Annotated in this window: 16 protein-coding genes and 1 tRNA gene; 6 read left to right on the forward strand and 11 right to left on the reverse strand. The window is 39.7% G+C overall.

The features are described from left to right. Nucleotides 1–132: 132 nt before the first annotated feature. The 5 genes from B5X76_RS07960 to B5X76_RS07980 are packed head-to-tail and all read right to left on the reverse strand — an operon-like array spanning nucleotide 133 to nucleotide 4,760. Nucleotides 133–861 carry a tRNA threonylcarbamoyladenosine dehydratase gene (locus B5X76_RS07960; RefSeq protein WP_079642580.1) on the reverse strand — a complete coding sequence of 243 codons (729 nt, stop codon included), beginning with the start codon at nucleotides 859–861 and terminating at the stop codon, nucleotides 133–135. Continuing rightward, nucleotides 858–1,529 (reverse strand): TatD family hydrolase, encoded by a 672-nt coding sequence (locus B5X76_RS07965; protein WP_079642581.1) that lies wholly within the window; start codon nucleotides 1,527–1,529, stop codon nucleotides 858–860. Before B5X76_RS07965 ends, B5X76_RS07960 begins: the two co-directional genes overlap by 4 nt. Further along, nucleotides 1,529–2,800 carry an AI-2E family transporter gene (locus B5X76_RS07970; RefSeq protein ID WP_079642582.1) on the reverse strand — a complete coding sequence of 424 codons (1,272 nt, stop codon included), beginning with the start codon at nucleotides 2,798–2,800 and terminating at the stop codon, nucleotides 1,529–1,531. The genes B5X76_RS07965 and B5X76_RS07970 overlap by 1 nt, the downstream gene beginning before the upstream one ends. 26 nt (nucleotides 2,801–2,826) lie before the next feature. Then, nucleotides 2,827–3,993, reverse strand: a complete 1,167-nt coding sequence (locus B5X76_RS07975) for an MFS transporter (RefSeq protein ID WP_079642583.1) — start codon at nucleotides 3,991–3,993, stop codon at nucleotides 2,827–2,829. Continuing rightward, nucleotides 3,993–4,760 carry a TrmH family RNA methyltransferase gene (locus B5X76_RS07980; RefSeq protein WP_079642584.1) on the reverse strand — a complete coding sequence of 256 codons (768 nt, stop codon included), beginning with the start codon at nucleotides 4,758–4,760 and terminating at the stop codon, nucleotides 3,993–3,995. Before B5X76_RS07980 ends, B5X76_RS07975 begins: the two co-directional genes overlap by 1 nt. Before the next feature lie 7 nt (nucleotides 4,761–4,767). Here B5X76_RS07980 and tamL point away from each other — a divergent pair, with 7 nt between their 5' ends. Beyond that, nucleotides 4,768–7,113, forward strand: a complete 2,346-nt coding sequence (gene tamL / locus B5X76_RS07985) for a translocation and assembly module lipoprotein TamL (protein ID WP_079642585.1) — start codon at nucleotides 4,768–4,770, stop codon at nucleotides 7,111–7,113. Here tamL and B5X76_RS07990 read toward each other — a convergent pair. Then, complete coding sequence (locus tag B5X76_RS07990; RefSeq protein WP_079642586.1) at nucleotides 7,110–7,646, reverse strand: hypothetical protein; 537 nt, start codon at nucleotides 7,644–7,646, stop codon at nucleotides 7,110–7,112. The genes tamL and B5X76_RS07990 overlap by 4 nt on opposite strands. 133 nt (nucleotides 7,647–7,779) lie before the next feature. Between B5X76_RS07990 and B5X76_RS07995 the strand changes: the two genes are divergently transcribed. From B5X76_RS07995 to B5X76_RS08010, 4 genes are all read left to right on the forward strand, one after another. Continuing rightward, nucleotides 7,780–8,037 carry a hypothetical protein gene (locus B5X76_RS07995; protein ID WP_079642587.1) on the forward strand — a complete coding sequence of 86 codons (258 nt, stop codon included), beginning with the start codon at nucleotides 7,780–7,782 and terminating at the stop codon, nucleotides 8,035–8,037. 242 nt (nucleotides 8,038–8,279) lie between these two features. Then, complete coding sequence (gene asnB, locus B5X76_RS08000; RefSeq protein WP_079642588.1) at nucleotides 8,280–9,971, forward strand: asparagine synthase B; 1,692 nt, start codon at nucleotides 8,280–8,282, stop codon at nucleotides 9,969–9,971. 140 nt (nucleotides 9,972–10,111) lie between these two features. Then, nucleotides 10,112–10,185 (forward strand) — tRNA-Asn (locus B5X76_RS08005). A gap of 57 nt (nucleotides 10,186–10,242) precedes the next feature. Beyond that, on the forward strand, nucleotides 10,243–11,163 hold the full coding sequence (locus B5X76_RS08010; protein ID WP_079642589.1) for a PfkB family carbohydrate kinase: 921 nt from the start codon (nucleotides 10,243–10,245) through the stop codon (nucleotides 11,161–11,163). Nucleotides 11,164–11,176: 13 nt separating this feature from the next. Here the strand turns inward: B5X76_RS08010 and B5X76_RS08015 are convergent, their stop codons facing one another. The 3 genes from B5X76_RS08015 to murB all read right to left on the reverse strand — a co-directional run bounded on the left by B5X76_RS08015 (nucleotide 11,177) and on the right by murB (nucleotide 13,241). Continuing rightward, a complete protein-coding gene (locus B5X76_RS08015; protein ID WP_079642590.1) occupies nucleotides 11,177–11,434 on the reverse strand; it encodes a cytochrome b5 domain-containing protein in 258 nt (85 codons plus the stop codon). Nucleotides 11,435–11,453: 19 nt separating this feature from the next. Then, the gene (locus tag B5X76_RS08020) at nucleotides 11,454–11,963 is read right to left on the reverse strand and encodes an RNA polymerase sigma factor (RefSeq protein ID WP_079642591.1); all 510 of its coding nucleotides are present in this window, start codon (nucleotides 11,961–11,963) and stop codon (nucleotides 11,454–11,456) included. A 267-nt stretch (nucleotides 11,964–12,230) separates the two neighbouring features. Beyond that, on the reverse strand, nucleotides 12,231–13,241 hold the full coding sequence (gene murB, locus B5X76_RS08025; RefSeq protein WP_079642592.1) for a UDP-N-acetylmuramate dehydrogenase: 1,011 nt from the start codon (nucleotides 13,239–13,241) through the stop codon (nucleotides 12,231–12,233). 118 nt (nucleotides 13,242–13,359) lie between these two features. Here murB and B5X76_RS08030 point away from each other — a divergent pair, with 118 nt between their 5' ends. Continuing rightward, on the forward strand, nucleotides 13,360–13,968 hold the full coding sequence (locus B5X76_RS08030) for a TetR/AcrR family transcriptional regulator (RefSeq protein ID WP_079642593.1): 609 nt from the start codon (nucleotides 13,360–13,362) through the stop codon (nucleotides 13,966–13,968). Here the strand turns inward: B5X76_RS08030 and B5X76_RS08035 are convergent. Together B5X76_RS08035 and B5X76_RS08040 are read right to left on the reverse strand one after the other, a co-directional pair. Beyond that, on the reverse strand, nucleotides 13,958–14,932 hold the full coding sequence (locus B5X76_RS08035) for a YpdA family putative bacillithiol disulfide reductase (RefSeq protein ID WP_394333402.1): 975 nt from the start codon (nucleotides 14,930–14,932) through the stop codon (nucleotides 13,958–13,960). The genes B5X76_RS08030 and B5X76_RS08035 overlap by 11 nt on opposite strands. Further along, nucleotides 14,916–17,105, reverse strand: a complete 2,190-nt coding sequence (locus B5X76_RS08040) for an FUSC family membrane protein (RefSeq protein ID WP_079642595.1) — start codon at nucleotides 17,103–17,105, stop codon at nucleotides 14,916–14,918. Before B5X76_RS08040 ends, B5X76_RS08035 begins: the two co-directional genes overlap by 17 nt. Nucleotides 17,106–17,112 lie beyond the last annotated feature (7 nt).

Raw genomic sequence — 17,112 nt, forward strand, 5'->3', positions numbered from 1 at the left:
TGTGTATGTTCTTTGTTTGTATGTATCAAAGATAGAGATGAACACATAGACTCCCCATATGAAATAGGTAAACCTAGCAGAATCCTCGGTGAAAAATATAATTTTGTCGGTATATTGTATAACGAATCGTGGTTAGGCTTCTTTCCCTATTAGTTCACGAATCGCTACCGAAGCGATAGCTCCTCCAAATGCCGCTGGTAAATAAGACATCGTGCCATAGGCCGATTTCTTAAAGTTACTTCCATCAGTGTAGATTAGGGAGGCTTTATCTGGTAATTCCGTTGAAAACGCCACTTTTACACCTTCTCTGATATCATGCTTACGTAGTTTCTTACGGATGTGCAAGGCGAGCTTACAATTGTACGATTTGCTGATATCGGCGATTTGTATTTTCGTTGGGTCTACTTTTCCTCCGGCTCCCATAGAACTTACAAAAGGAATCTTTGCAGCATAGGCACGACGAATTAAAAATAGTTTAGGTGTTATACTGTCTATTGCTTCGACGATGTAATCGGGTTTGGTCTCTAGCAAGGTCTCTAAGCGTTCTGGGATAATGAATTCATCTATTACATTAAGTTCTAGTTCGGGGTTTATATCGAGTAGACGCTGTTTCATGATGTTGGCCTTAGAGATACCATGATTGCTGGATAGGGCTGGGAGCTGTCGATTTCGATTCGTTGGATCGACTGTGTCTCCGTCGATGATTGTCATTTTTCCAACTCCGGCACGACATATAAATTCTGCAGCGTACGAGCCTACTCCGCCTAATCCGAGTACCATAACATGCGATGTCGTAAGTTTTTCTACGGCATCACGGCCTATCAATGCTTCTGTCCTAGATAGCCAAGATAAATCTTTCATTCTTCAATCCTGTAATTAAATACTTGTTCTAAATTTTCCATCACCTGCTGTTTTAAAGTCGCAAGTGAGATTTTTCGAGCGGCACAAAAGTAAGAAAAAATATCTACTATATTAGTCGTTTTATTGTCGGTTTCGAGAAAGAGCCTGTTGAGTGGGATTTCGAAGATTAAAGCATCTTGTCTGCCCTGCAGTATGTCGGTTCCCAGGCTCAGATAGTAGCCTTTTTGTAAGAGTTGCCGAGCGAGTTCTGTTTTTTTATTAAAGCCGTGAAAGATAATCGGCGTCTGTGCTTCCTGTAAGATTAGCTGCTGCATAATCTCTTGATAAGCTCTTACGCTATGAATGATAAGGGGTTTGTTTATTGTATTGGCCAGTTTTATCTGTCGCTGAAAGATTTCAAGCTGCAAATCCCAATCTGTTTTACATTGTTTGTCCAGGCCGCATTCACCAATAGCTATGACTTCCTTTTTTATTACTGCGACTTCTAGTTGTTCCCATTGCTCAGAGAGTGGTCTATCAATATACCAGGGATGTATACCAGCAGTGTATACTCCATCGCCCATTATTTGATCTCGACCTATGATATGGTTGCGTACCTGCAATATGTCTGGGATATCCAGTCTACTATGGGTATGTATATCAATGAATGGAGGTGTTATGTGCATCATTAGACAGCAGAATTCGAGCCTTCATCTTTTTTGTCATCGACATAAGGTATCTCTTGGCTTTCGTGCACCTCCTTGTAAGTAGCTTTGGGGCTAGAAAGATGGGCTGTTTCTTCCGTGTTGATGTTAATGTCTACCTCTATTTTATCCTTGATTTTAGGGATGCGGACGATTCCCCATTTCATAAGAAGTTCTTGTGTGGAATTTCGTTTGAGATGTTGTTTTTCCGGTTCGCCAATCAAGAATCCAAAAGCTTCCATACTAGGGATGGCGTCAAAGATTACCTTTAATGTAGCGATAAAAGGGAGTGCTAGTATTAATCCGGCTAATCCGAACAACATGCCGCCTAATAGGATGCCAATGATTGCCATCAACGGGTTAATGCTGACTTTGCTCCCTACAATATTTGGCGTGATGATATTTCCTTCTAAAAACTGTACTACCTGAAACCAGGCTACAACCCCCAACGCATACCAAGCTGAATCTTTTGTAGCTAACGCGAAAAGAGCAGGTAGGATAGACCCTATAGCTATTCCGATGTAGGGCAATAGCATTAATAAGGATGCTAGTGTTCCAAAGAACCAGGCATACTCAATATCCATTGCCATTAACCCAACTGTGTTAAGGACTGCAATGATACCCATTACGGTGACGAGCCCTGTTAGGTAGCTTTGTACGACTGTGTAAATTTTGTTTAGCACCTCGTCTACTTTTCGTTGGGGTGTAGATTTGAAAGCTTTGAAGAAAAACTCTCTGAAAAAATCACGGTAGTATAGCATAAAGAAGCTGTACAAAGGAACTAGAATGGCGCTTGCTAACATATTTCCTATTGAACCGAAGGCAGTCGTTATGACACCGCCTATGTTTTCGAGGGATTTGTTGCCTTGTTCTTTAAGCTTCTCGACCACTTGGTTTTTTCCAATTCCAAATTGATCGTGTAGCCAAGATTGGCCGTTTTCTAATACTGATAGTACTTTGCCAGTAATTGCAGTCGCGTCCTTACCAATGATAATACTTTGATGGACTATAAACCAAAGTACGGTTGAAATGACGGCGATTGCTACGATAACAGCCATCATGGCTGAAAAAGCTCGACCTAGTCTTAAGCGTTCGAACAATCTAGCTAAAGGGAATAAAGATATTGAAATCAAAGTGGCAAATAAGATAGGGAGCAATACCCCCTGTGCAACATACAACAAAGCGAGTATCAATACTAAGGCAAATAAGCTAGCTGCTAGGTTTATTGCGTACGGTTTTTTCGAAGGACTTTCCATGCTAATTATAACAAGCAATAGTTTGTTTATGTTTTTGTTCTATTCCAATATACGACATAAAAAAAGGCAATGAAAATAACCGCCGCATTTCCGTACATAATATAGGGGATGCGGGTTATAAAATCCCGGTATATATAACCTGCCAAGAGCGCACCGCCACCAATACCAATTTCTAGGGCAATATACATGGTAGCCATAGCTTTTCCTCTGTATTGAGGTAGAGAGAGGTCTATTGTCCAAGCATTGAGAGCAGGAGATAGGATACCTGTTCCTATCCCGTATACGCATGCACCTATAATAAGACCTGAAATACTTTCTCCATTTCCGAGCAAGAGCAAAGAAAGAAGAATGATGGCCAGTCCAACCAGCATTACCTTAATTCTTCCAAATCGATCGGATACCTTGCCCGATATAAATCGAATCCCGATAGAGGCCAACGTATATGCTGTAAAGAAAAGACCTTTATTCGTAATGCCTAGGTGTTCACTCCAATCCGGTATTAAGGTTAGGATTACGCCATAGGCTGAATACGAAAGTAGGGTTACGATGCCTGCTGGTATTGCTCTTTTTTCTAAGATATCAGAACGGGAGATATGAAGCATCTGCCGTTTGAATTGACGCTTGGGTTGAAGCGTTTCTTTCATGTTCATCACGATCACAATAGATAAGAAAGCAAATACTGAGGAAGAGAAAAACATCGAATTGAGACCAAAATTTTGAGCGACGAAACTACCTACTGCAGGTCCTATCGCACCACCTATACTAAAGCAAAGCCCATGCATACCGAGCGCCTCTCCCCATCGATCCTGAGGAATGATATCCGCGATATAGGCAGAGGTAGCTGTCGGCTTAAATCCTGTTGAAAAACCATGTACGAGCCGGAGCATAAAGAACCCGGATAGTGTCGTCAATACGGGGTACAAGAAGCCGCATATCACACATACGATTGATCCAATAGCCATAACAGGTACACGTCCCCATTGGTCGGTTAATTTACCGCTAAATGGGCGTGATATACCCGCTGTAAGCGTGAATAAGGCAATGATTAGTCCCTTGTGTTCTGCTCCGCCAAGGCTTGAAAGGTAGTTTGGGAGTTCTGGTATAATCATGTTAAAGCTGGCTGAGAATAAAAGCGAGCTTAAACATAGTAATGCAAATTGTAAGGTATATATTGACGTTTTTTTTTCCTGCATTATATCTGTTGTCTTCCTGTCTTCATACGGTGTCTAGCTATTTCAGAGCAGAATACTGTAGTAGCTACAGCCACATTTAATGATTCAGCATGTCCGATCCTGGGTATTGTTACAGCTTTTTTTATAGACGGGATCAGATCGGTACGGATCCCGTTGCCTTCATTTCCCATGATGATTAATCCTTCTTGACCGAAGTCGGTTTCGTAAATTGATTCCCCCTCCAATAAAGCTCCAAATGTGGCGATTTCTTTTTTGAGGATGAGGTCTGCAATATCTGTGTAGTATAGTTGCACCCGCGAAAGCGATCCCATTGTAGCCTGTACGACTTTAGGATTGTAGGCATCCACCGTTTCAATAGAGCAGATGATATGTTGTATGCCAAACCATTCGGCAGTGCGAATGATAGTGCCTAGATTGCCGGGGTCCTGTATATCATCCAATACTAAGCTATGTTTGCCTTTTAGTTCGTTTAGATCGAGCGCTAGGGATTCAGGTATCTCTACGAGAGCAAGGGCGCCCTGTGGATTCTTTAATCCTGATATTTTGCTGAAATCACTTTCAGTTAGTATCGTAGGCTTTATATTTTGCGGTATTTTAACCAATTTTGTGGAGGCTTGATCGGTAGTAAATATTTTTTGTACCTTGTATGACGAATGAACAAACTCCATTATGGATTTGATTCCCTCTACAATAAAGAGACCATGTTTGGTGCGAAACTTTTTGTGCTGGAGAGAAGTTATCAGACTGATTTGCGCTTTTGACAACATTGGATTAATGACTATAAAAAGAAGACTTTTATTTTTTACAAGTATAACACTTTTACTTCTAAAATTTGCCTCCTGTCGATCGGCAAAGTATGTGGAAGAGGGACAAGCATTAGTTACTGATGTAGATATGAGCGGTGTTCCACAAGTGTTGAAAGAGTCTTCAAATGCCTATGTCTCTAATGAGATTAGACCTAATTCGGCACTTAACCTGACCATTTATAATCTTTTTAATACCAAAAAAGGACGCTACAAAACCCAGAAGATCAGACAGGTGGGAGAGCCTCCACATTTATTGGATTCTTCTCTTGTGGAGTTGTCTGCCAATCAGATTCAACGTTTTCTGAATACCAAAGGATACTTTAGAGCGCATGTTCTTCCAGAAATTGAGATCCGGAAGAAGAGAGCGAAGATTGATTTCGTTTCCAATCTAGGAGATCCTTTTTATATACGAAAAATAGCCTACGATTTTGACGATCCAGCCCTTTCCAAGATTTATGAAGAGGATATAAAACCTTCAAGCAAAATAAAAGTCGGCATGCAATATGACGCTTCGAAACTGGCTGAGGAGCGGGAGAAGCTTTTTCGTTCAGTCAAAAATAAAGGTTATTATGATTTTCTACGTCAGTATATGCGTATCGGCGTTGATACGACTATGCCGGGCAATAATGTCGATCTGTTTATAAAAATTGCTGGTCCAGATAATGGCAGAACTCAACGCTATAAGATTCGCGAAGTGTCACTTAGTATTCTACCAAATGCGGATAAAAATCGTGAAGTTCCAGGGTATAGAGATTCGGTTTCCGGGATTGTTTTTGAGGATAAGACTGAAAGGTATCGTCTAAAACCGATTGCACGTTATATGTATTTGCGGCCTGGACAGTTTTATAATCTGGATAATGAAAACCTCTCCTACGACCGATTGTATGAGATGAATGGATTTCGTAGCGTCAAGATTAATTATGAAAAGGTAGATAGCAGCCTACTAGATGTTTCTTATGAGCTTATTCCTCGCCCATTGATGGCTAATCAGGTCGAAGGTGAGTATACTTTCAGTTCAGGAATGAGTGGTTTTAATGTAGGTAACACTTTTTCTCATCGTAATGTTTTTGGCGGAGCGGAGCAATTGGAGGTAAAATTGAGATATGGAGTACTATTTGATCCTAGGTTGCCTGGAAATCTAACGCAGAAAATTTTCAATAATGACTTTCAAGTCGGAGTCAATCTTGTCGTTCCACGTTTACTGCTGCCTTTTGCAGTACGTAGTACGGGGCGATTTGGATTACCGCGAACGATGTTTTCTTCGAGTTTACAGCTCTTCAATCAGGACGGAACATATTCTAATCGGTATTTTATCAATACTTTAAATTATTCCTGGTGGCAGTCGCGCAACCTGCAACATAGTTACACTCCATTAGTATTGGAATATAGAGATGGGCGATTTGATCCTGATTTTAAAGCTAGATTGTTACAAGAAGGTTATCAATTGTATGTAGAGTCGAATGATCGTCAATATTTTGGACTGGGGTCTCAATATGCGATCACTTGGAATGCTCCAAAACTTCAAAAGCTAGAAGACTTCTCGTTTATCCGAGGTACGGTAGATTTAAGTGGTAATACGCTAGGAGCTTTGAGTTCACTATTCAATTTTAAAGAGAATAGTGCCGGTATGAAGACTTTGTTCGGAGTTACCTATCTGCAGTTTATCAAAGGCGAAGTCGATTACCGGTTATACCGTTATTTAGGTGGAAATCGGCAGTTTGTTTTTCGGTTCAATGGAGGGCTTATAATTCCGTATGGTAATAATTCAGAACTCTTAATCTTTGAGAAAAGTTTTTTTGCGGGAGGGATGAATGGAATCAGGGCTTGGCAGGCACGTACATTGGGGCCAGGAAATTATAATCGAAGTAGTATTAAGTCGGAAGAGTTGCGGTTAAATTTGCGGAATCTGGATCAACTGGGTGAAATTAAGTTGGAAACCAATTTGGAATACCGTTTCCGTTTGTTGGATAATTTTCTAGGAGCCAAGATGAATGGAGCCACCTTTGTCGATATGGGAAATATATGGAGGTTACGACCCAATGCTTTAAATCACGAAGGTGAATTTAAGGTTGATAAATTTCTTTCTCAGGTGGCCATAGGTACAGGTTTTGGGTTGCGTTTTGATATGGACTATTTTACTATGCGTTTGGACGCGGGTTTGAAAGTTAAAGACCCGCAGTTTAAAGGTGCTGAGCAATGGGTTATTCAACATCTGTTCGATGCTAAGGATTTTAAGGATAAATATAGAGTGACCAATAGCCCCGATCGATATGGCTTTTTTCAGTATAATTTTGGAGTTGGTCTGCCTTTCTAAAAGAAGCTTTTCAAAACTTCAAAAGCGCTTTCAATAATTTGACTAATTGATAGTCCTTTGCTAAAGGAAAAATAACCATAAATGACGGCGAGTACTATAAATGTCGTGAGTAGGCGCTTAAAGGCATACGCTAATAATAGTAATGCGGCTGGGATAATAAGTAGTAGCAGCCCGTTTATCTTTATGGGGGTTATGTTGTTATCTTTTTTATAGAGAAAATACAGCTTACCCGAGCTACCATTTAGATTTTTATGTTTGAAGTAAGCGAAAGTAGAACCGTCTATGGGATGTGATGGTACACCCACTCCTTGATGAAAGGATAGTGTTTGTTCAAAACCATTGATGCTGAATTTAAAAGTTCCATTGATAGCCTCGTTTGCTATATCGAGAGAATCTACAGCTACTATAGCGACTTTACCATTGGCTGTTAAATTTTCTTTGACAATAAAGTTGTCGATATATTGTGGCGTACTCTGTGCATAAGTATATGCTGTGGAGAATAGGATCGTTAAAAAAAGGATGAATGTTCTCATGCGTTAATCTTCTCTGCAATATTACTAAATAATTCGGCTAAAGAATTGTGTGTTTGTTTTTAAAGCTGAAAATATTTTTAAAATGTAGATATACTTTGTACCTTTGGACAAAGAAAAAATAGCATACAATATTATGGAAAATACAGCAGCACAGAGACAGCCCAAAAAAACAGATAACAATGCAAATCAGACGCATTATTACGTGACATTGACTATCGCCATTATTATTGGTTTGTTTGGCGTTTTTGTAAGATTTGTTCCTGATGTTATTTCTGCATTGGATCAATATACATTCTTGTTTTCTTTAATTGCTAATGTTTCAGTTATTGTTGCCTCTATAATAGCTTTCAAAGTTGTATTTGGAATCTTGGGATTTGGCAGCAAAAAGTAATCCGTCAAGAAAGTAATAGTATCTTATATTTAGGAAAGGGCAATGTCATCAAGACATTGCCCTTTTTTATTTAATGATTTTTTTATTATTTCATATAAAAGCTATTTGTGTTGATTTTAGTTTATTAAAAAGCTTATTTTGTTATTATTTTTTCAATAAAATTTAATTTTTGTTGATATTTTGATTTTTCTTTATTTACTTTGTTGTCATATTAACATTGATAAGGATTTAATAACATTATTATGTGTGGAATTGTAGGAGCATTTGATTTAGTAGAATCTGAGGCGCAAATTAGACCTCGAGTTTTAGAAATGGCCAAACGTATTCGTCATCGAGGGCCAGATTGGTCAGGAATATTCAGTACAGACAGGGCGGTTTTGGCACATGAGCGTCTTGCTATTATCGACCCCTTGTCGGGGAGCCAGCCATTGTATAGTCCGGATGGCAAGGTCGTGCTAGCTGTCAATGGAGAGATTTATAATCATAAGGAATTGCGTGAATCTTTACCGGAGTACGAATTTAGTACCAAGTCGGATTCCGAAGTTATTCTAGCTTTATACCTTCAAAAAGGCATCTCCTTTATTGAAGAATTAAATGGAATATTTGGTTTTATACTTTATGATTGTCGTGATGATTCTTATCTGGTAGCCCGGGATCACATCGGCATCATTCCTTTATATTATGGACGTGATGATCTCGGACAGCTATTTGTGGCTTCTGAATTGAAGTCATTGGAGGGGTATTGTACAAGTATTGAACAGTTTCCTCCAGGTTTTAGGATGTCTAATAAAGAAGAGGGGGGCATTCCTCAGTCATGGTACCATAGGGAATGGTTAGATTTTGACTCCGTGTCAAACAATGATACAGATCTTTCAATTCTTCGTAAAGCGTTAGAAGATGCTGTTCATAGACAGTTGATGTCTGATGTTCCTTACGGAGTTTTGTTGTCTGGAGGGCTTGATTCTTCCGTTATAGCAGCAGTTACTAAAAAGTTTGCGTCTAAACGTGTTGAATCTGATGATCAAGAAGCGGCGTGGTATCCACAGATACATTCTTTTGCGGTCGGACTTAAGGGAGCTCCCGATCTTATTGCTGCTCGACGGGCGGCCGATCATATTGGTACGATTCACCACGAGGTTAACTTTACGATTCAAGAAGGTTTGGATGCTATCCGTGATGTCATTTATCACTTAGAAACATACGATGTCACGACTATCAGGGCTTCAACACCGATGTATTTGTTAGCTCGGGTTATCAAATCCATGGGCATTAAAATGGTTCTCTCTGGCGAAGGTTCGGACGAGCTTTTTGGAGGCTATCTATATTTTCACAAAGCACCAAATGCACAGGAGTTTCACGAGGAAACAGTACGGAAATTAAAGAAACTCCATCTGTATGATTGCTTACGCGCGAATAAATCGTTAGCGGCTTGGGGGGTCGAAGGTCGGGTGCCATTTTTAGATAAGGAATTTATGGACACAGCCATGCGTATTAATCCAAAAGACAAGATGATTGTTGAAGGTCGGATGGAAAAATGGGTCGTTCGCAAAGCTTTTGAAGATTATCTTCCCGAGAGTATTGCTTGGCGACAAAAGGAACAGTTTTCAGACGGTGTAGGTTATAGTTGGATTGATACATTGAAAGAGCGGGCCGAAATTCTTGTTAGTGATATAGAATTTGAATTGGCAACCGAGAAGTTTCCTATTAACACGCCAAAAAATAAAGAGGAGTACTACTATAGAACTTTATTCGAATCTCACTTTCCATCTTCGGCAGCTGCGGCTACAGTACCTTCGGTCAAATCTGTCGCCTGTAGTACACCAGAAGCTTTGCTTTGGGATGCCTCTTTTCAGAATTTGAACGATCCTTCTGGGAGAGCAGTTGCTAATGTACATCAGGATAGTTATACCGATGTAGCGGTTAAATCTTTTTAAATGAGTGATTTATATTTATTGTTTATCGGTAAAATACAGCTTATCCAAAGAGTTGATAGAAAAAGTTAAAAATCTTTTGGAAGCTTGATTTATAAATCTTATCTTTGTATCACTTTAGAAGGAAGTGCTTCTAAATATGATCCTGAATAGCTCAGTTGGTTAGAGCATCTGACTGTTAATCAGAGGGTCGCTGGTTCGAGCCCAGCTTCAGGAGCAAAAAAAACCGGCTATATTAGCCGGTTTTTTTGTTTTGATCCATTAAATACTAATCATGAGTTTAGTTATTGTAGGTACTGTAGCTTTTGATGCTATTGAAACTCCTTTCGGTAAAGCTGACCGAGTTGTTGGTGGGGCAGCTACTTTTGCGGGATTGGCAGCATCTTTTTTGTGTGATGAGGTGAAGTTGATTAGTGTGGTTGGAGAAGATTTTGGTCATAATATCGATCTCTTTGAGGATAGAAATATCGATACGACAGGGATAGAGGTTATATCTGGAGGCAAGTCTTTCTTTTGGTCCGGTAGGTATCATAGTGATATGAATAGTCGTGATACTCTTGTTACAGATCTTAATGTATTGGCGGATTTCGACCCTAAGATTCCGGAGTCATACCAGGATTGTAGTTATCTGTTATTGGGTAATCTGACTCCACAGGTACAGATTACTGCTTTGGAACGGTTGCGTAATAAGCCGAAGTTGGTGGTTTTAGACACGATGAATTTCTGGATGAATGTAGCTCTGGAAGATCTGATGCGTGTATTGGAGAAGGTGGATGTGTTGACCATTAATGATGCAGAGGCTAGGCAGTTGTCTGGAGAATATTCCTTGGTGAAAGCGGCAGAGAAAATTTTAGCTATGGGGCCTTCCTATTTGATTATAAAGAAGGGCGAACACGGCGCCTTGCTATTTGGTGAGGGGCAGATTTTTTCTGCACCGGCGTTGCCCTTAGCGGATGTGTTTGATCCTACAGGTGCTGGAGATGCTTTTGCGGGAGGCTTTATCGGTTACTTGGCACGAGTCAAGACTGTCAATTTTGCGAATATGAAAAATGCTATTATTTACGGTTCGGCTTTAGCTTCCTTTTGTGTTGAAAAGTTTGGGACGGAGCGCTTAGAAAATTTGACGCAGGCTGAAATTGTAGATCGTATCCAGCAATTCATTGCACTCGCAAAGTTTGAGATAAGCGAATTTTAATCCGCTTATCTTCTTATGTGTCTTTAAATAATTTTCCTATCGCCTGAAATTTGTCAAATACACTGTTGCTATGTGGTGCGTCGATGAGTTCTTCTGTTAGATCTTGTCCGGCCCAGTGCTCATAGTGCATCCCATTTTTCCATAGCCTACTTGTGCTGACATCGTATATCAGGCCTTTATAAGCGACCCATATTGCGGGTTTATCTTGTCCATTTCTCAGCGCTAGTTGTGCTTTCGTATAGATAGGGAGTTTGTCATCCTCGATTTCCATAGCGGCAAAGCTAGCGATCTTAATTGAATTTGTAGGCAGCTAGCGATTTTTTCATCATCTTGCGGGCTACATGGATTCTTGTCTTAACAGTTCCTATTGGTATTTGGAGGTGGTCGGCTATTTCGTTATACTTATAGCCTTCAAAATACATGGTAAAAGGCGTATAGTACTCTTCGGCCAAAGTTGATAGCGCCGTGTTGATATCTTCCATCACAAATTTGTTTTCACCAGCGTTTAGATGGGCCGAAACCATAAGATTCGAAGGGGAGATTTCTTCCTCTTGCGTGATAAAAGTGTTTGTTTTGGTGAGTCTGCGGTAGTTATTTATAAATGTATTTTTCATGATGGTGTACAACCATCCTTTTAAATTTGTGCCATCTCTAAAATTGTTGAAATACGTGATGGCTTTTACTACAGTGTCTTGTACTAAGTCATTAGCGTCCTCTTGGTCTTTTGTGAAGTTGCGTGCATAAGACTTTAACGAAATCGAATGCTGAATGACGAGGTTGTTAAATTCCATTCTGTTCATAGCGGTTGGTTTTATTCGTTATACATTAGTTTTATAAAATTAAACTACGGCCCTCTCCAGGTACAGAAAATATACCGATCTCTATCAGTTTATACTTAAGCTGTTTTTCAAGGAAATACGAACAAAGACTGTGCTAGTTTTTATCGATAAAGATTAAATTTTTGTTATGAGTAGATAAATTTAACGGCAAATCGCCCTTAAATCTATGTTTAACAAAGATTAACGTTTTAGGTTTTTTTGAAGTTGTTAAGAAATGTGGAAAACTTTTTATAAAATATTTACTTCTCGCTCTAATTTTATTCCAAACTCTTGATATACTGTATCTATAATCTGCGATGAAACTTCAAATATTTCAATTCCTGTAGCCTCTCCCTTGTTGGTGATTACTAATGCTTGGTTCTTCCATATCGCTACTTCACCAATTTCTTTTCCTTTCCAGCCTGTTTGTTCAATGAGCCAACCTGCGGCTATTTTGGACTCTTCATTGTCTAGTGGATAGGATATTATGTTTGGGTGCTTTATTTTTAATTCTTTGAGTTGAGTGTTGGGGATTATTGGATTTTTAAAAAAACTACCTGCATTTCCTACAGTAGAAGGATCTGGAAGTTTTTCTACCCGGATATGGGATACAACTTCAGCAACGTCTTTTATTGTCGGTGTTAAGATTCCCCTTTTTTCTAACTCGGATTCGATGGCTCCGTAACTTGTATTTGTAGTCGCATACAGATGCAATTTATAAGTTACCGATAGTATGATATACCGACCCCTATATTTGCTTTTAAAGATACTGTCTCGGTAAGTAAAAGAACACTCTTTATTGGAGAATGTGCGGAATTCCCCAGTTCGGGTATCAAAAGCTCTGCAGCTGTAGAACACATGCATGAGTTCAGCACCATAGGCGCCTATATTTTGGATCGGGGAGGCTCCTACTGTTCCCGGTATTAAGGCCATATTTTCCAATCCAGGGAAATCGTGTCCGATACAGTACCAAACCAAATCATTCCATACTTCGCCACCTGCTGCGGTCACAAATATATGTGAGCCCTCGATAAAATGTTGTATTCCTTTGTTCGCAATTCTGATGATAGTTCCGTCAAAATCCTGTGTAAACAAGATATTGCTACCTCCTCCCAAAACAAAAAACTTCCGTTGGAAATATCCCTTACGATATAAGTCCAGAAGGACTTTTTCATCATGTACCTCCACAAAATGTTTGGCTATAGATGGTACACCAAAAGTGTTTAAATTCTTTAAAGAGATATTGTTTAATACGTCCACTTAGTATCGATTTGACCTTTGCTTTTAAAAATTCAAATTAAAGTCTTACCTTTAATTGTTTTGTTGCGTAAAGATAGCAATAAAGCGAACTATTTGAACAAACTTATTTTATTTCGATATGCCCAAAAATGCAGATGAAAAGCGATTAAAGATTTTAGAAACAGCCAAGCGAAGATTTGCACATTACGGTATGGGCAAGACGACGATGGCAGAGATTGCAAAAGATCTATCTTTTTCAAAAGCACTTCTATATTACTATTTTCCAGATAAAAATAGTCTTTACGCAGCTGTTCTAGAGCATGTTGTAGAAGAGCTGGAGGAGGATATTGCAGAATCTATAAAAGACATTAATTCTGTTTCGGAATCGATCGTGATTGTCTTGGAAAAGAGAATGGAGTTTGTTAAAAAGTACTATTATATCTTAGAATATACAGTTCTGATGCGAAAGGATCTTTCATCCGAATTAGATCAGTTGCTCATTGATTCCTTCGAAAATCAAAGAGAGGTCATTAAGAATGTATTTCGTAAAGGGGTAGAGCGCGGTGAACTGATGGATGTCGATCTTGCAGAGATCTCAAAGATCTTTTTATTTTCTTCTATGGGAATGCGTTTGGTCGTCGTTAAAGATTTGAAAAGCAGTTTTATCCCCAATAAGGAAGAATTTGATGCTATTCTTGCGATGCAGAAAAAAATGGCAACTATTTTTATCCGCGGACTCAAAGCTTAGCTCTTTCTAAGATCGTATTAATTATTAAATCAGCATGTATTCTTGAGTTTTCTATAAACCAGAGGTGGGTGTTCAGTCCACCACATACAACTCCTGCTAGATACAGCCCTTTTACATTTGTTTCCATGGTAGTAGGATCATGTTTTGGTATCATAGGCTCTTCGTTCGGTATTTCTACACTCAGTTTCCGAAGAAAGTCAAAGTTTGGTCTATAACCTGTCAGAGCGATTACAAAATCGTTTTCAATTACCTTTATTCCATTCGGTGTATTTATATGTACCTGGCTTTCTTCTATTTTTGTTAGTACGCTGTTATATAAAACATGGATCTCGCCCTCGGCGATACGGTTTTCAATATCTGGTTTTACCCAATATTTCACGCGAGAGCTTATTTCGGGTCCTCGTATGACCAATGTCACTTTGGCTCCTTTACGGTAAGTTTCCAAAGCAGCATCGATAGAGGAGTTGCTCGCGCCCACCACCACAATATTTTGATCAGCATAGTAGTGTGGATCGTTATAGTAGTGACTTACCTTAGCGAGATCCTCACCCGGGATATTCAGATACATCGGTATGTCGTAAAATCCAGTCGCAACGATAATATTTTTTGCATTATACGTACTTTTTGAAGATTGTACGCTAAATAGGTTGCCTTCTTTATGACAGGATATTACTTCCTCAAAAAGCTTAGTGTTTAGTTGAAACTGTGTGTTTGTCCTTCTATAGTATTCGAGCGCCTCTGCTCGTTTGGGTTTTGGGTTGATGGATACAAATGGAATATCTCCTATTTCTAGTTTCTCCGAAGTAGAGAAAAAGGTCATATTAACGGGATAGTGGTAGAGGGAGTTAACAAGACATCCTTTTTCCAGAATAAGGTAACTCAGATTGTTTTTCTTCGCGGCGATACCACAGGCAATACCTATTGGACCAGCACCTATAATCAATACATCATACACCTTCTCCATTTGCATTCAGTTTTATTTTGTTTAGGTCTTCGCTCTTATGGGCAAAATCCGTAGTTATTTTTTGTAAGTCCGATGATATTTTGATCAAAAATTGAAGTTGTTCGGTGATCAATCGTGCGTCATCACTTTCTGTTTCGTCTGTATCTAATCTTTCGATCCCTTTCACCGGTTCAAACGGCGTATCGTTATCGTCGCTGATATAGACGATAGTCTTCTCAAGATTTCCCAGTGCTTTGTAAAGCTGTCTGAGGTGTGCATTGTTGAAATGATGATTGTCTGCATCATGAAGCTGTGTCATCAACGTCGCGGTATAAGACGAGAATACATGATTAAGAATGACAAAGCGGTTGACCTCTTTAGTTACATTTTGTCTCCATTTGGGTTCGGTCAGTAAGCGCTGGAAGGTAGAGCCCATATTGGCGGATGCAATATACACCTCTTTACGGGCGAGTTTATAGGAGGTGACATTCTCCATATTACCTGATAATACTTTTATTGCCTGGGCCAGGTAATGGTAGTTGGCAATCAATAAGCTACGTATGTTGGCCCGGATCTGGAAGCTTTCCCAGTTTGGAAAAATGATATAACTGGACAAGAAAGCGAGTGATCCTCCTAAGAAGGTATCTAGAATACGCTCTTTAGCCATTTCAATGGTATTGACCCCCGTAAAGCTGAGCATGATAAGTACATAAGGCGTCATGAAAATGACAGCCATAATATAGTTGACACGAAATAAACTGTAGGCGATCAAGAAGAAAATGATGAGGATAATAAAGCGGGCGGTGAGGTCAGGAACCGTGGCGAGTATGATGCCACCGATTATTCCACCAATTACTGTACCTATGAGACGTTGTACATTTCTCTCCTTCGTCAGACCAAAGCCTGGTTTTAATATCACGAGTATAGTCAGTAATATCCAATAGGTTCCAAAGCTGGAGTAATCCAATAGGTTGAGGGTGAGGTAGGTCCCGGCCAGCATAATAGACATCCGCAATGCGTGACGGAAGATGCTGGAGTTAATACTAAGGTTGTCCCGGAATTTTTCCCAGTTGAGCGCCTCATTGCGGAGGAATTTGCGACTGTGCTGTATTTCCTCTTTCTCCACATTGACCGATTTAAACTGTCCGTAATTGTATATGTCACGGATATGTTTTGTGATCATCCGGATATTGATTAATACTTTTTTTAACGGGATTACACTCTGTTCTGATGTTTTGTCATATCGATCTACCGCTATACGGAGCTTATCGATTTCTGCTTCTAGGTCGTATATCGGTTTGGGTATCCTATTGGCATTGATCTTATAAGCTATATTATCCAGTTCGTGTGTAGCTTTGAGGATCACCTCTTTAATGTTTTCCAGGATTCCCGATGGTCCATAGTTTATCCGTACCTTGTCATAGTCGTAATGGGTGGTCATGCTCTGCTCGAAGAGGTCGATCACATCGTTGAATATCAAAGTGAGAAAACGTCCCTCTTTGGTGGTATCTTTTATCGACCTTTTGCTACGGAATAGAATATCCCGTACATTTTCCTGATGGGCATTGACCGCAATCTGTCTTTCGATGAGTTTGATGTAGTTGTCATCAACTCCGATATTTGTGTCATAAAAATTCGCTTTCAACCGGAGATACTCTGCTACCTGCAGAATTGTTTCGGAAAGCTCCTGTTGTGCCAGCCTATAAGGGCGTACCTGCATAATAGAAAAACTGATGATCATATACCATACAGCACCTATTAGAAAATACAGTAAATAAGTGAATTCCTGTCGTATGGTGTACACATCATCTACATTGATCAGCATGACCAGTAGACACATCGTGCCTATGGTAGCTGCCCGTGCATTGAATACGGCGAGCATCGAAAACAGAAAAGCCAATACAGCAATGGTGATCGTCATCAATGGTAAAGAGCTGTTGAACAGTGCCGTGATAAAGATCGTTATTATTCCGAGCAAGGTACAGTAGACCATCCCAAATCTACGGTGTCTTGGCGCACCGGGCGTGTCCGATAATCCGACTATCAGTGCACCTAAAGAAATAAGCGTGCCCGTCTTGAATTCGCCAAAGAACGCACATATCACGACAGGGATAATGGTGCCAATAGTAATCCTTAAGCCCTCCGCAAAGTATTGGCTATAAAAAAAACTGGTTATCTCTTCTGTTTTTCTCATGTTGCTT

The organism is Sphingobacterium nematocida (assembly GCF_900168125.1).
Classification (GTDB): domain Bacteria; phylum Bacteroidota; class Bacteroidia; order Sphingobacteriales; family Sphingobacteriaceae; genus Sphingobacterium; species Sphingobacterium nematocida.